The organism is Luteibacter flocculans, assembly GCF_023612255.1.
GTDB lineage: Bacteria > Pseudomonadota > Gammaproteobacteria > Xanthomonadales > Rhodanobacteraceae > Luteibacter > Luteibacter flocculans.
In genome coordinates this window covers 2,032,767-2,047,334 of sequence record NZ_CP063231.1, presented here as the reverse complement: position 1 = coordinate 2,047,334, position 14,568 = coordinate 2,032,767, and the positions used below count along the sequence as shown (strand labels likewise).

Below are 14,568 nucleotides of genomic sequence, written 5' to 3'. Positions count from 1 at the left end.
TCAGAACTCCTTCCAAACGGCACCATCGCCCGCCGTGGCCATGGCGGGAGCGGAACGGAACGACGAAGCCATGGTCGGCACCGGCGCCTCTTGCCGCGTCACGGTCCGAGCGGGCTTGGCAACGACATCCTGTTCCTTACCCTCCACCGAGAAGAAAGCCACCTTGCGCAGAAGCTCCTGCGATAGATCGGAGGCATTCTTGCTGGCCGCACTGGCCTCTTCGACCAAGGCAGCGTTCTGCTGTGTGACGTCGTCTAGCGTCACCACGGCATTGTTGACCTGTTCGATGCCGGCCGCCTGCTCCTGCGACGCCGCGGCGATTTCTTCGACGATCGAGCTGACGGTGCGCACGCCCTTCGCAATCTCTTCGAGCGCCGTGCCGGTACGTGCCACCAGCGATGCGCCGGCGTCGACGCGCTCGACCGTCGAATTCACCAGGCTCTTGATGTCCTTGGCCGCGGCGGCGCTGCGCTGAGCCAGGTTGCGGACCTCGGATGCCACGACGGCAAAGCCCCTGCCTTGGTCGCCGGCACGCGCTGCCTCTACGGCTGCGTTAAGGGCCAGCAGGTTCGTCTGGAAAGCGATTTCATCGATGAGCGTGACGATGGCGCCGATCTGCTTGCTGGCTTGGGTAATCTGGCCCATGGCCTCGGCTGCCTCGGCCGAGACCTGACTGCCCGACTCGGCATCGCCACGCACGCGCATGGCAAGTTGACGGGCCTGTTCGGCGCCATCCGCATTCTGTTTCACGGCAGCCGCCAGTTGCTCCATCGACGCTGCGGTCTCTTCGAGCGAGCTGGCCTGCTCCTGGGTGCGCTGGGAGAGATCGTCGTTGCCCTGGGCAATGTCGCCAGCCGATGATGACACCTGCTGGGAGATGTAGCGGACGTCGGTAACGATGTCCGCCAGCCGCTTGTCCATCGTATCCAAGGCCCTGAGCGTGTCGGTGAACTCGTCATTGCCCGTTACTTGCGTGGCATTGTTGAGACGACCGCCTTCGATGGCCTGCGCCAGGGTACGCGCCTTGTTCAACGGAACGAGCACCATGCGTGCGAGTAGAACGGCCACCGCCAAGAGTGAGATCACGCTGACCACGAGGGCGCCGATGGATAGATAACGCGTCTCGGCGTAGCGTCCTTCCGCCTGCTTCGCAGCGTCATTAGCCTGCTCGGTGTTTACACGCACCAGTTCATCGGCAAAGCTGGACAGTCGACCGATCGCAGGTCCGACCACCTCGACCTGCATCCTCTGGATCTCTTCCGTCGGCCGCCCCGCTTCGAGCATGGCCAGTTCCTTCTCGATCAGCGGATAGGTCTTGGCGCGCTCGGCAATATAGGCCTCGGCAAGCTTGCGTTCTTCGTCCGAGCTGATATTCGCGGAATAAAAACGTGTCCATGCGGCGGACTCGTTCGCAAAGTCGTCTTTCAACCGTTTGCCGGTTTCCTTGAGGTTGGGGTCCAGGATGCGACGCAACAGCGCGACACGTAGATCTACAACGGACTTCTGCGCCGTCGTCAGATCCAATATCGCGAGAACGTTGGATCTATAAATCTCTTCGACGAGGGAGTAGGTCTTCTTGACGCCGACTAATCCACTCACTCCGAGAAAGCAGATCAATGCCAGGGCGACTGCCATGGCCGAAAAGATCTTTGCGCGTACTGTGAACCTCATACATTGTCCCCTTGGCAGCCGGGCACCCGCCCGCATCAATGGATGGAATAGGAATGATTCAATGGGACGGAGCCGATCGGCACGGGATCGTGTTTATGAGACGCCGCTCGACCATGTCCCCGATAAGGTCTGCGCACGCGTGCTTTACCTGCATGGCGTCGCAGCATTCGTAGGAGACAAGTGCGCCCTCGAGCGCCTCGGCAGCATCGCGCGTGGTGCGAATTTCCCGGTCTTGCGCCAGGTCCGCCAGCCTAGATGCATGCGCCAGGGCAGCGTCGACGTCGTTCGACCCGGTGGCGGAGAAGAGCCTCATGGCTTGATGCGACATTGCGTAATGGCTTCCCGACGCAGCGATCTCGCCGAGCCGGCCTATCCAATCGGTGCCCGCACCCTCGGGGTCGAACCGACTGATGTCGTATTCGAATGAGTCCAGCAGTGTATTCGGCTTCATGGCATGACTTCTCCCAAGATCGTCATGCCATGCATTGCACTGTCCGTGCCAGCGTAAAACAGTCGTTTGACTCGATCAAAATGCCCATCTTGTCAATTCGTGACATTTTACGAATTGAAGCCAATGGCATATCGGCCGATTTTTGTCAGTGACTAAGGAAATCCAAAGGAGTGTCTAGTTACACATCGGAAAAACAGCGAAGGACAAGGCTGTCTCGATTATTAATTCACGTGAATTCGTTGCTTTGCATTAATTAGCGCCACCATCGCCAACTCATAATGAGCAACGATTAAAGAATTAATGTTCCTGGCCGATAAAGGTGGCGAGGTATTTCTAGTAGCCGTGAGGCATCGTCCCCTCGCCGCCATGGCGGCGAGAGGCCGACGAAGCGGTGTAGCCGCGAAGCACATTTCCAGGCGATTCCGCAAAAAAGAAAAGCGCCCATAACGGGCGCTTCCCTCCCCCAAACCTGGCCGCACCATCCCGCATCAACCTCGGTGCGACGCATTGCTCACCGCTCATTGCTCTGTGAGCGTTGGGAATACCCGTCATCAGCGAGCATTCCCACGTTCTGCCGCAGGGGCAGTTGGATTACCTCACGCAGCGAAATCGAGCACCACGCGGCCCTCGATCTTGCCCTCATGCATGCGCTTGAACACGTCGTTGATGTTGTCCAGGCGATCGGTGGTGACGGTGGCGGCCACCTTACCGTCCTTCGCCATGTCCAACGATTCCTGCAGGTCCAGGCGGGTACCGACGATCGAGCCACGCACCGTGATGCCGTTGAGCACCATGTTGAAGATCGACAGGTCGAAGGCGCCGGGGGGCAGGCCGTTAAGCGACACGGTACCGCCACGGCGCACCATGTTGAGCGCCTGGCTGAACGCGCCCGGCGATACGGCCGTGACCAGCGCACCATGGGCACCGCCGATCTCCTTCTTCAGGAAAGCCGCCGGGTCGACGTGCTTCGCGTTGATCGTGAGCTCGGCACCCAGCCGGCGTGCGAGATCGAGCTTCGCATCGTCGATATCGATTGCTGCTACCTTGAGCCCCATCGCCTTGGCGTATTGCACCGCCATGTGGCCCAGGCCGCCAATGCCGGAAATGGCGACCCACTGACCCGGTCGGGTATCGGTGACCTTCAGGCCCTTATAGACAGTGACGCCTGCGCACAGCACAGGCGCGATCTCGACGAAGCCCACGTTGTCCGGCAAATGACCCACATAATCGGCAGCAGCAAGGGCGTATTCCGCAAAGCCGCCGTTGACCGAATAACCCGTGTTCTTCTGCGTCTCGCACAAGGTTTCCCAGCCACCGAGGCAATGCTCGCAATGGCCGCAGGCTGAGTACAGCCAGGGCACGCCCACGCGATCGCCCTCTTTCAGGTGCGTAACGCCCGGGCCGATCGCGACGACGTAACCGACGCCTTCGTGACCTGGAATGAACGGCGGCGCCGGCTTCACCGGCCAGTCGCCGTCCACGGCATGCAGGTCGGTGTGGCATACGCCGCACGCTTCGATCTTTACCAGCACCTCACCCAGTCCCGGTGTCGGCACAGGCACTTCTTCGATTCTGAGCGGCGCGCCGAATTCACGGACGACCGCGGCTTTCATGGTCTTGTTCATGAGTACATTCCTCGTATCGATCTGTGGGGGTCAGTCAGTCGTTCAGAACGCGCCGTCGATGTCGGTCACGGCGATCAGTTTGTGGTTCACGAACTCCTTGATGCCGAAGCCCACCAGTTCGCGGCCATAACCGGAGCGGCGGACGCCGCCAAACGGCAGGTCGGCCGCGACGCCCGTGGGATGGTTGATGTAGACCATGCCCGTGGAGATCTTCTGCGCGACTTCGACGCCGTGCTTGATGTTGGTGGTGAATACCGAACCGCCAAGCCCGAACGGCGAGTCGTTGGCGATACGGACGGCGTCGGCCTCGTCCTTGGCGCGAATCACCTGCGATACCGGGCCAAAGAACTCCCAATAGCGCGCCGGGTTGTCCTCGGCAACGTTGCTGAGCAGTACCGGGCGGAAGAACGCGCCCTTGGAGGGCACTTCCGCACCGATCGCTTCGACCTTGGCACCATGTGCCACGGCCTTTTCGACCTGGGCCTTCAAATCATCCACCGCGCCCTGCGACGACAGCGGTGCCAGCGTAGTGGTCGGGTCCATCGGATCGCCCGCCTTCAAGGTGGCGACACCCGCCTTGTACTTCGCCAGGAACGCGTCATAGATCGCATCGAGCACGATGATGCGCTTTGACGAGCAGCACACCTGGCCGGCGTTCCAATGACGGCCGGTGACCGCCCATTGCACTGCCTTGTCTAGATCGGCGTCGGCCAGCACGACAAACGCGTCGGCACCGCCGAGTTCCATCGTCGACTTCTTCAGTGCCTGGCCGGCCTGCGAGGCAACCACAGCACCGGCACCTTCGGAACCCGTCAGTGCCACGCCCTGCACGCGTGGGTCTTCAATGATCGTCTTGAGTTGATCGCGGGTGGCGTACACGTTGGTGAAGCCGCCCTCCGGAAGGCCCGCTTCGCGGAACAGGCGCTCGAACGCAGCCGCGCACTGCGGGACATTGGAGGCATGCTTGAGGATGATCACATTACCGGCCGCCAGCTGCGGCGCAGCGATGCGCACGATCTGGTAGTACGGAAAATTCCACGGCTCGACCACGAGCAGAATGCCCTGCGGCACGAACTCGACCCACGAATCGGTATAGGAAGGGTGCTTGCTGGGCAGCTTTTCCGGCGCCAGAAGCTTCTCGGCGTTCTCGACGTAGTACTCGAGAATCTGCGCGGACAGCTCCACTTCACCTTCCGCCTCGCCGATCACTTTGCCCATCTCGAGCGTCAGGATCTTTGCGTACTCGGTGTGGTTCTTGCGCAGCAGATCCGCCGCCTTCTGCAGGACTTTCACACGATCGGCAACGCTGACGTCCTTCCAGGCGTCGAACATGGCGTGAGCCTTGTCCAGGGTCTGCGCGATCTCAGTATCGGTGGCATTGGCGAACGTCTTGACGGTTTCGCCGGTGTAGGGGTTGGTGGTTGCGTAAGACATGTTTGGCCTCTTCTGAGTGCGTCCGTGTCATCGATGGCCCGACGGGCGGACAGATAGTGGGGGGACGGGGTGGCCTGCGTCGGGCTCAGCCGGCAGGAAGCTCCTTGACCGCTTGGACCATGCCCGTGAGCACCGCCAGCGCGTCGCCGTAGACCATGTTGCAGTTGTCGCCGTAGAACAGAAGGTTCTCCACGCCGGCATAGCCTTTGCCCTGCCCGCGCTTGATGACGTAGATCTGATGCGCCTTGTCGGCATTGAGGATGGGCATGCCGTAGATCGGTGAACTCTTGTCGGTACGCGCGGCGGGATTCACCACGTCGTTGGCACCGATCACCAGCACCACGTCGGTGTTGGCAAAGCTGTCGTTGATGTCTTCCATGTCGTAGATGAGGTCATAGGGCACGCCGGCTTCGGCCAGCAGCACGTTCATGTGACCCGGCATGCGTCCGGCCACGGGGTGGATCGCGAACTTCACATCCACGCCACCGCTCTGCAGCAGTTTCACGAACTCGTAGAGCTTGGCCTGTGCCTGCGCGACCGCCAGTCCATAGCCGGGGATCACGATCACACTGCCGGCGTAGCGCATGGTCACCGCTGCATCCGACGCGTCGGTGGGCTTGAGCCGGCCGGCGACGTCGCCTTGCGCTTCCGCTGCTACCTCGCCGAAGCGGCTGAACAACACGTTCGCCAAGGAGCGGTTCATGGCCTTGGCCATCAGCAGGGTCAACAGCGTGCCGGCCGAACCGACCACCATGCCGGCGATCATCAATGCCGGATTCTGCAGCGCGTAGCCTTCCAGGCCGACCGCCAGACCGGTGAAGGCGTTGTACAGCGAGATCACCACCGGCATGTCGGCGCCGCCGATGGGCAACGTCATCAGTACGCCGAGGGCCAATGCGCCAAGGAAGAACAAGGCCAGCCAGGTCATCGGTGCGCCGATGCCGGCGAGGATCAGCCCGCCGCAGACGAGGGTCGCCACCAGCACCAAGGCATTGAAGGCACCCTGCCCCTTGAACCGCCATGCACTGCTCATGCGCCCGTCGAGCTTGGCCCACGCAATCAGCGAGCCGGTCAGGGACACCGAACCGATGAGCGCACCCACCGTGGTCACGCTCACCGAGAGCAGGCTGCCGTCATGCGGCCCCGTCAATTCCACTGCAGCCACTGCTGCCGCGGCGCCACCACCCATGCCGTTGTACAACGCCACCATCTGCGGCATGGCCGTGATCTCGACCCGCTTGCCGCGATACCAGGCCCAACCCACGCCGATGCCAAGCGCGAGCAGCGCGAGTGCCACGTTGACCAGACGGTGCTCACGCGCCGGACCTTCCACGTCGGCCAGATAGCCGAAACTGGCGACCACCGCGACGAGCATGCCTACACCGGCCAGCACGATGCCGTGCAACGCCGTCGTCGGCGAGGACATCCGCTTCAGGCCCAGAATGAACAACAGCGCGGCTGCAAACCCGCTGACTTCGACCAGCAACTGCCACATGGGCCTACTCCTTTCCGGCCGGTGCGGGGGTGCTCGGCTTGAACATCGCGAGCATGCGATCGGTCACCACATAACCACCGGCCGCGTTACCCGCGCCAAGCAGCACGCCGACGAAGCCGATGATCTGGCCAGTCACGGTGCTGGCATTGAACAGAGCGTGCAACGCACCGACCACGACGATGCCGTGAACGAAGTTGGACCCGGACATCAACGGCGTATGCAGGATGGATGGCACCCGGCTTATCACTTCGTAGCCGGTAAAGGCGGCCAGCATGAACACGTAGAGCGCGATCAGCCAGCTCATCGACAAGTCGATGCTCATGGTTGGATTCCTTGAATGGGATGTCAGGGCGTAACGTTTTCGACGAGGCGCCGGGCCGCCGGCTGGCGGATCTCACCGGCGTGGGTCAGCAGCGTGCCCGCCACCACTTCATCGCCAAGATCCAGCGACAGCGCACCGTCCTTGACGATCAGGTCGAGCAGGCTCAGCAGGTTCTTTGCATAAAGCTCGCTGGCATGCTGAGCAAGCAGCGACGGTACGTTGAGCGGCGCGAGGATGGTGGCCCGTCCGACGGTCGTGGTCTCGCCAGGTACCGTGCCCTCGCAGTTGCCACCGCTCTCCGCTGCCAGGTCGACGATGACCGAACCGGGCTTCATGCCCTCGATCTGCACACGCGATATCAAGCGCGGCGCGGTGCGCCCCGGCACATTGGCCGTGGTAATCACCAGGTCGGCCTGCTGGATGTGCAGCGTCAATGCGTCCTGGGTTCGCGCCTGCTCTTCGGCCGTGAGTTCGCGCGCGTAACCTCCTTCGCCACGTCCATCCACACCCGTGTCGACGAACTTGGCGCCTACCGACTGCGCCTGCTCCTTCGTTTCGGGTCGCACATCGTAGCCTTCCGTGATCGCACCCAGGCGGTGCGCGGTCGCCAACGCCTGCAACCCGGCCACGCCCAAACCCATCACCAGCACGCGGGCAGCACGCAGCGATCCGACGGCCGTGGTCATCATCGGCAAGATGCGTGGGAGGTGTACCGCGCCCAGCAGCGGTGCGTAATAGCCGGCCAAGGTCGCCTGGCTGGACAGCGCATCGAGCGCCTGGGCACGGCTGATGCGCGGCACGGTTTCGAGTGCGAAAGCGCTGATGTGGCGTTCACACAGCGGTTCCAGCAGATCGGCGTGCTTCTGCGGATAGACGAAGCTGGCAAGTACGGCACCGGGCTTCATCGCCGCGATCACGGCTGCCGACGGCGCCTGTACCGCGAGGACGATGTCGGCATCGGCCACCACTCGCAGTGGATCGTCCACTGTCGTGGCGCCCACATAGTCCGCGTCGGCGAACCCAGCGGCGACGCCAGCTCCCGTCTGCAGCGCGAGGCTCGCCCCCAGCTTGGTGAGACGTTTGACCAGTACGGGCACCATCGCAACGCGACGTTCGTTAGAGCCCACTTCCTTCAGTACGGCAATCTTGAGCGACATCCGGCAGTCCTGTGTCTACTTCGTAGAAAGTCTGTCAGTTGCACGGATGAGACAGTTGATCTCAGTCAACTGAGGCGCTTTATACGCGCATGACGTTGCGTCCTATCGGCGCGTACCGGAGCATCGGTGGACCCAAGGCCCGTGTTCTGGCTACCATCCCACTCATGACACGTCACGTGCCCACGTTGCTTCAGCGCCTGCGCCGCCATAAGGGTGGCTGGGTGCTGTTGTTCGCGGCACTGATGATCAAGATCGCGGCGAGCACCGTCTGTGTGCTCGATGGTCCTGCACTGGTCTCGGTTTCGCCGTCCAGCGGCCACACGCTTGCCGTGGCTGCCGTGCAGGCCGATGTCGCTTCATCCGGCGACACAGAGATCTGTCTCCTCGATGAAGGCAACGGCTGCCATTGCGCCTGTGCACACGGTGCGGCGTTGCCGATGGCGTCCCATGCGGTGGCGACCCTCATCCGTTTGCCTGAGGTCGTGAGCCACCTCCCCGAGGCGCCGCCTTACCCGGCCGCGTCTTCGCTGCTGCGCCCTCCGATCGCCTGAAACCCCTCGTGTCCGACGCATGACCGGCCTTGCCGGCGCGTCGATCGTTGATGGTTTCAGGAGATTCTTCTTATGTCGTTTTGGCGTACAGCGCCCTGGGGCGCCGTGTGCGTGTTTTTTGTCGCCACCGTTTCTGCCGTGCCCTATCAGGACGATGCCGCGGTCCTGCCGTCCCCGGCGGTTGAGACAGCGGTTCGCAACGTGTGGTCGAAAAGTCCGCGGTTGCAGGTGGCCGAAGCCGAGCTGCGTGCCGCGCAGGCACGTGCGCGTGCGGCCGACCAGCCGATCTACAACCCTTCGGTGCAACTGGAGGGCGAAAACGCGGACGTCGATCGGCGGACCGCCGGTGCAAGCCTGGCGCTGGATCTGTCCGGAAAGCGTCGGGCCCGCGTCGCGGAGAGCGATGCCGAAGTAAGAGCCAAGCAAGCTGCCCTGGCACGCGAACGCCGTGACATTGCCGCGGACTGGCTCAAGGCGTGGGTCGGTGCGACGCTCGCCCACAAGCAAAGCGAGCTGGGCCGGCGTCGCGTCGCCTTGATGGCACGCTTCGACGAACTGGCGGCGCAGCGGCTGAAGGTGGGAGACATCAGCACCACCGAGCGCGACCTCGCCGGGTTGGCCCTGGGCGAGGCGCAGGTACAACAGGCATCGCTTGCGGGGCAGGAAGCGAGTTCCCTCGCTGTGCTCGCCGCCATCGACGGCGATAACCAGCGCAGCTTGCCGGCCATGCCGCAGGCCCTTCCGCCGGAGGCCGATGCAATCGTGCCGGTGGCTGCAGCTGATCGGCTTGAACGGATTCAGGCGCAGGCCGAGCAGGACCGCGCCGAAGCCGGCGTTGTCGTGGCGGAACGTGCCCGACGCCCCGATCCCACCCTGAGCGTGACGGGTGGCCGCGTTCGCAGCGGCACGCGCTCCGATGCCGTCATTGGTGTGAGCATTTCCATGCCGATCCCCGTGCGCGACACGGGACGAGCCGCTATATCGGCGGCGCAGGCCGACGCGGATGCGGCGTTCGCGTCACGTCGTGCCGTCAGTTTGCGTACGGATGCAGCGCTCACGCAGGCCCGAGCCAGCTATGTCGCGCTGCGAGCTGCCGCGGTGTCGTTTCGCCAGAGTCGTGCCAGCGCCTTCGACGAACGCGCAACGACACTCGAAAAACTGTGGCAGGCCGGTGAAATCGGTACCTCGGATTACCTCGTGCAACTCAAGCAAAGCCTCGACACCGCACTGTCCGGTATCACGCTGGAAAGCCAGACGTGGCAGGCCTGGTTCGACTATCTCGCCGCCGCCGGTCGCCTGACCGATGGGATCGATGGCACCTCCAAGGAATTCTCCCGATGATCGCCCGTTTGCTCCGCTTCAATCGCCCATCGTTTTTTGCGCTCGCCTTGATGAGCGCGTTGCCACTTGCCGTGAGCGCGGAAGAGACCAAGGCGCCCGGCGCCGACAACCCGCTCGTGCTCGATGCCGCTGCGATCAAGACGGCCGGCATCGTCGTGGACACGTTGGCCGTGCGCACGGTCTCCGACCAGATCAAGGCCCCCGGCGAGGTCAAGGTCGATGCGTACAACACGGTGCTGGTGGCTCCCCGCGTTGCCTCCCAGGTCGTCGCCCGTAAGGCCAAACTCGGCGACGTCGTGGCTGCCGGCACCCCATTGGTGGTGCTGTCCAGCGTCGAAGTGGCCGAAACGCAAGGTGCGCTTATCGTGGCAAGCCAGGATTGGCAGCGTGTCGCATCGCTCGGCCCACAAGCGGTTTCCGCGCGGCGCTACAACGAAGCGCTCGTGCAGCGCGACCAGGCCAAGGCCAAGCTCAAGGCCTACGGCCTGTCCGACGGGCAGATAAGCCAACTGCTCAAGCGTGGTTCGTCGGCAGCCGATGGAAGCTTCGAACTTATCGCGCCCAGCACAGGGCGCATCACCACCGATGCTTTCCTGGTCGGCGAGCGCATCGAGGCCGGACGTCCTCTGTTCACCCTGGTGACGGAGGCGTCGGTATGGGTGGAAGCGCGTCTTGCACCGGCAGACGCCGAGCAGATCAAGGAAGGCGATGCAGTGACGGTCGTGGCGCACGGTACGGAACTGCCCGGCAAGGTCATCCAGCGATCTCACCAAACCGACGAAAAGACCCGCACCGTGGACGTGCGCATTCAGGTCGGGAACGAGAAGGACATGCTGCATCCGGGCGAACTGGTGGAAGCACGCATTACCGTGCGTTCGGCCACGCAGCAGCTCGCAGTACCCGCAGAGGCCATCGTTCTCTTGCAGAACCAGGCAACTGTGTTTGTCCGCGGGAAAGCGCCGGGCCAGTTCGAGCCGGTCGCCGTGGAGGTGGGCGATACCCGCAGTGGGTGGACCGAGATCAAGCAAGGCCTGCGTGCCGGCGCGCCTTACGTGCGTAAAGGTGCGTTCGCCTTGAAGGCGCGCATGCTGCGTTCGCAGTTGGGAGAAGACTGATGCTGGGACGTCTTGTCGAGATTTCTCTCAAGTACAAGGTGCTTGTGCTGATCGTCTTCGTGGTGGTCGGTTTCCTGGGCGTGCAGGCCGTGCGCACCGTGCCGATCGACGCCTTTCCGGACGTGACGCCGGTCCAGGTGAATGTATACACCGAGGCATCCGGCCTCGCCGCCGAAGACGTCGAGCAGCTGCTTACCACGCCGGTGGAATCCGCACTCGCCGGATTACCCAAGGTCGAAGCGATCCGTTCCGTCAGTCTGTTTGGCCTGTCGTACGTCGCGGTGTATTTCGCGGACGACATGGACATCTACTTCGCACGGCAGTTGGTCAACGAACGCTTGCAGCAGGTGGGCGACCGCTTGCCGGCAGGCTATGGCAAGCCGGAAATGGGGCCGAACACGTCCGGCCTGGGTCAGGTCTTCTGGTACACCGTGGAGCGCACGGACGAGGCATCGAAGAGCGCGCCCTCCGATACCGACCTGCGCACGCTGCAGGACTGGACGGTGCGGTTGATCCTGCGCACTGCGCCGGGAGTGGACGACATCACCTCGTGGGGCGGTCAGGAGAAGCAGTACCAGGTGCAGGTCGATCCGCTGCGCCTCATCGCGCATGATCTCGGGCTCAAGGAGGTGATGCAGGCGATCGAAGACAACAATGCGCAGGTCGGTGGCAACTTCATCGACGTCGGTCGCGAGCAGTATCTCGTCCGCGGCCTGGGTCTGGTCAGGACGGCGGCCGACATCGGCAACATCGTCCTGAAGACGGAGGACGGCACGCCGATCCACGTGCGCGATGTGGCAAGCGTTACCGAAGCTGGCGGGCCTCGCGCGGGTGCGGTGACCCGCGATGGCAAGGAAGTGGTCATGGGCCAGGCGCTCGCTCGGATCGGTGAGAACGCGAAGACCGTCGTGGATGCGGTGAAAGCCAAGCTGCAGACCGTCCAGCAGGCCCTGCCCGCTGGCGCGACGATCAAGCCGGTGTACGAGCGCACCGATCTCGTCAATGCTGCCGTTGGAACCGCCGTCCGCGCCTTGATCGAAGGCTCGATCCTGGTCGCGATCGTCCTCTTTCTGTTTCTGGGCGAACTGCGCAGTGCCCTGATCGTGGTGGTCACCCTGCCCCTGGCAATGCTGATCGCCTTCATCTGCATGGAAAAGGCCGGGTTGTCGGCCAACCTCATGTCGTTGGCTGGCCTGGCGATCGGTATCGGCATGATGGTCGATGGCGCCGTCGTCATGGTCGAGAACGCCTACCGGATCATGGCCGAACGACGATCCCAGGGCGGCCCTGTGAATCGAACCGCTGCCGTGCTGCAAGCGGCACGTGAGGTCGCCAGCCCCATTGCCTTTGCGATCGGCATCATCATCGTGGTCTTCCTTCCCCTGTTCAGCCTGCAAGGCCTGGAAGGCAAGCTGTTCAAGCCGATGGCCTTCAACATCAGCTTTGCCATGGCGGCGTCGCTCGTGCTGGCGCTCACGCTGATTCCCGTGCTCGCGGCACTGCTGCTCAAGCCCAAGGAAGAGAAGGACACTCGGCTGGTGGCCGCGCTCAAGCGCGGCTATGCCCGCCTGCTGGATCGCGCACTGCGTCACCGCAAAGCGGTCGTCGGCCTGGCGGTGGTGGCATTGCTCGCCAGCCTCGCGTTGTTTCCGTTCCTGGGCAAGGAATTCATGCCGAACCTGCGCGAGGGCGCGATCATGTGGCGCATCACGTCGATCCCCTCCGCTTCCCTTGCGGAATCGATCGACATCTCGAACCAGGTCGCGCAACGGATCAAGGCGACGGTGCCCGAAGTCGAGACGACACTGGCGATGATCGGCCGCGCCGAGAAAGGCGAGACCGCCGACGTGAACTACATGGAGGTCTACACACCACTCAAGCCGAAAGAACAATGGCGCGATGGGGAAACGCTCGAGAGCCTCGAGCAGACGATGCAGAACGAACTCACCGCCCTGCTGCCTACGGCGGTGGTGAGTTACACGCAGCCCATCCAGATGCGTATCGAGGAACTCATTTCCGGCGTGAGAGCGACACTTGCCTTGAAGCTCTACGGCGACGATCTTGCCGAACTGGATCGGCTCAGCGCGCGGATCAAGGACACGCTCGCTGCCGTGCCGGGCGTGGCGGATCTCGGCCTGGAAGCCAACCTGGGCAAGCCGCAGATCCGCATCGAGGTCGATCGCGATGCCCTGGCCCGCTACGGCCTCAATGCGGACGACATTCTCACCGTTGTGCGCAACGGCATCGGCGGCGAACCCATCGGCTCGCTGCTGGACGGCGTGAAGCGTTTTGCGATCACCGTGCGCCTGGATGACGCCAGCAAGGCATCGATAGCCGCCATCGAACGGATTCCGATCCGCAGCCCGTCGGGGGCACTGGTCGCCTTATCGCAGGTCGCGAAGGTCGACACGGCCGAGGGCTACTCGTTCATCCGCCGCGAACAGTTGCAGCGCTACGCGGTGATCCAGATGGACGTACGTGGTCGCGACATCGACGGGTTCGTGAACGAGGCCAACGCGCGGCTCGCCCAGGCCGTGAAACTGCCGCCCGGGTACTACACGGAATGGGGTGGCGCGTTCGAGAACCAACAGCGCGCATTGAAACGTCTGTCGCTCATCGTACCCGCGACGATCTTCTTCATCTTCGTGCTGCTCTATACCGCGTTCAACTCGGTGCGTCATGCCGGCCTGATTCTCGCCAACGTTCCCTTTGCGGTGATCGGTGGCATCGTCGGCCTGTTCGCCACGGGGCAATACCTGTCGGTGCCTTCGGCCATCGGTTTTATTGCCGTCTTCGGTGTGGCGATGTTGAACGGTATCGTGCTGGTGAGCTTTCTCAACGAGCAGCGACACGCGGGCCTGAGTGTGCGCGATGCGGTGGTTCGGGGTACGGCATTGCGCTTGCGCCCGGTGCTGATGACCGCCAGTGTGGCGATCCTCGGTCTGGTCCCCATGCTGCTCTCGTCGGGCGTCGGTGCCGAGGTCCAGAGGCCACTGGCGACCGTGGTCGTTGGCGGTCTGATCACCTCGACCTTGCTTACGCTCGTGCTGCTGCCCGTTCTGTACGACTGGATGGAACAGCGTCGCGCGGCGAAGGAGCAAGCTGGCAGGGTCGGGCCAATGGGGTGAGCGCTTGTGGGAGCCGTTCTAGGGAGAAACCAACGGAGCAATGGTGGGAGCCACCCTGGTGGCGAAAAGCCAACGAAGCGATGAAGCGGCGAGGCAAGCTCCCATCGCCACCAGGGTGGCTCCCACCGGCTAGCTTCTCGAAGCCATGGCGGCTTCCACAGTCTTACGGCGGCAACGATGCCGTACATGCTGGAGAACGATCGACAAGGCGTCGGCCATGCCCCATAAGAGTGTGTGTTCGTATGCACGCCTGGGGCACAATCGGAGGTCGTTCTTCA

11 protein-coding genes are annotated in these 14,568 nt (G+C 63.1%); 4 read left to right on the top strand and 7 right to left on the bottom strand.

All coding sequences use genetic code 11. The annotated features are described in order from the left end of the window. The 7 genes from IM816_RS08620 to IM816_RS08590 all read right to left on the bottom strand — a co-directional run bounded on the left by IM816_RS08620 (position 1) and on the right by IM816_RS08590 (position 8,155). Positions 1-1,671 (bottom strand): methyl-accepting chemotaxis protein, encoded by a 1,671-nt coding sequence (locus IM816_RS08620; protein WP_256470274.1) that lies wholly within the window; start codon positions 1,669-1,671, stop codon positions 1-3. A gap of 58 nt (positions 1,672-1,729) precedes the next feature. Further along, positions 1,730-2,122 carry a hypothetical protein gene (locus IM816_RS08615; protein WP_250340575.1) on the bottom strand — a complete coding sequence of 131 codons (393 nt, stop codon included), beginning with the start codon at positions 2,120-2,122 and terminating at the stop codon, positions 1,730-1,732. 596 nt (positions 2,123-2,718) lie between these two features. Then, the gene (gene adhP / locus IM816_RS08610; protein ID WP_250340574.1) at positions 2,719-3,747 is read right to left on the bottom strand and encodes an alcohol dehydrogenase AdhP; all 1,029 of its coding nucleotides are present in this window, start codon (positions 3,745-3,747) and stop codon (positions 2,719-2,721) included. A gap of 42 nt (positions 3,748-3,789) precedes the next feature. After that, on the bottom strand, positions 3,790-5,181 hold the full coding sequence (locus IM816_RS08605) for an NAD-dependent succinate-semialdehyde dehydrogenase (RefSeq protein ID WP_250340573.1): 1,392 nt from the start codon (positions 5,179-5,181) through the stop codon (positions 3,790-3,792). A gap of 85 nt (positions 5,182-5,266) precedes the next feature. Further along, on the bottom strand, positions 5,267-6,676 hold the full coding sequence (locus IM816_RS08600) for an NAD(P)(+) transhydrogenase (Re/Si-specific) subunit beta (RefSeq protein WP_250340572.1): 1,410 nt from the start codon (positions 6,674-6,676) through the stop codon (positions 5,267-5,269). 4 nt (positions 6,677-6,680) lie between these two features. Next, positions 6,681-6,998, bottom strand: coding sequence for an NAD(P) transhydrogenase subunit alpha part 2 (locus tag IM816_RS08595; RefSeq protein WP_250340571.1), 318 nt, complete (start codon positions 6,996-6,998; stop codon positions 6,681-6,683). A gap of 23 nt (positions 6,999-7,021) precedes the next feature. Then, a complete protein-coding gene (locus IM816_RS08590) occupies positions 7,022-8,155 on the bottom strand; it encodes an NAD(P) transhydrogenase subunit alpha (protein ID WP_250340570.1) in 1,134 nt (377 codons plus the stop codon). A 176-nt stretch (positions 8,156-8,331) separates the two neighbouring features. Here IM816_RS08590 and IM816_RS08585 point away from each other — a divergent pair, with 176 nt between their 5' ends. The 4 genes from IM816_RS08585 (at position 8,332) to IM816_RS08570 (ending at position 14,290) form a co-directional block, all read left to right on the top strand. Continuing rightward, the gene (locus IM816_RS08585; RefSeq protein ID WP_250340569.1) at positions 8,332-8,706 is read left to right on the top strand and encodes a hypothetical protein; all 375 of its coding nucleotides are present in this window, start codon (positions 8,332-8,334) and stop codon (positions 8,704-8,706) included. Between the two features lie 72 nt (positions 8,707-8,778). Then, positions 8,779-10,047 (top strand): TolC family protein, encoded by a 1,269-nt coding sequence (locus IM816_RS08580; RefSeq protein WP_250340568.1) that lies wholly within the window; start codon positions 8,779-8,781, stop codon positions 10,045-10,047. Continuing rightward, entirely contained in the window at positions 10,044-11,162 is a 1,119-nt protein-coding gene (locus IM816_RS08575; protein WP_250340567.1) for an efflux RND transporter periplasmic adaptor subunit, read from the top strand. Before IM816_RS08580 ends, IM816_RS08575 begins: the two co-directional genes overlap by 4 nt. Further along, complete coding sequence (locus IM816_RS08570) at positions 11,162-14,290, top strand: efflux RND transporter permease subunit (protein ID WP_250340566.1); 3,129 nt, start codon at positions 11,162-11,164, stop codon at positions 14,288-14,290. The genes IM816_RS08575 and IM816_RS08570 overlap by 1 nt, the downstream gene beginning before the upstream one ends. Positions 14,291-14,568 lie beyond the last annotated feature (278 nt).

What these genes read in the sequence shown, in the direction of transcription:
- IM816_RS08620 (WP_256470274.1), bottom strand. Translation starts at nt 1,671, where the DNA reads ATGAGGTTCACAGTACGCGCAAAGATCTTTTCGGCCATGGCAGTCGCC.
- IM816_RS08615 (WP_250340575.1), bottom strand. Translation starts at nt 2,122, where the DNA reads ATGAAGCCGAATACACTGCTGGACTCATTCGAATACGACATCAGTCGG.
- adhP (WP_250340574.1), bottom strand. Translation starts at nt 3,747, where the DNA reads ATGAACAAGACCATGAAAGCCGCGGTCGTCCGTGAATTCGGCGCGCCG.
- IM816_RS08605 (WP_250340573.1), bottom strand. Translation starts at nt 5,181, where the DNA reads ATGTCTTACGCAACCACCAACCCCTACACCGGCGAAACCGTCAAGACG.
- IM816_RS08600 (WP_250340572.1), bottom strand. Translation starts at nt 6,676, where the DNA reads ATGTGGCAGTTGCTGGTCGAAGTCAGCGGGTTTGCAGCCGCGCTGTTG.
- IM816_RS08595 (WP_250340571.1), bottom strand. Translation starts at nt 6,998, where the DNA reads ATGAGCATCGACTTGTCGATGAGCTGGCTGATCGCGCTCTACGTGTTC.
- IM816_RS08590 (WP_250340570.1), bottom strand. Translation starts at nt 8,155, where the DNA reads ATGTCGCTCAAGATTGCCGTACTGAAGGAAGTGGGCTCTAACGAACGT.
- IM816_RS08580 (WP_250340568.1), top strand. Translation starts at nt 8,779, where the DNA reads ATGTCGTTTTGGCGTACAGCGCCCTGGGGCGCCGTGTGCGTGTTTTTT.
- IM816_RS08575 (WP_250340567.1), top strand. Translation starts at nt 10,044, where the DNA reads ATGATCGCCCGTTTGCTCCGCTTCAATCGCCCATCGTTTTTTGCGCTC.
- IM816_RS08570 (WP_250340566.1), top strand. Translation starts at nt 11,162, where the DNA reads ATGCTGGGACGTCTTGTCGAGATTTCTCTCAAGTACAAGGTGCTTGTG.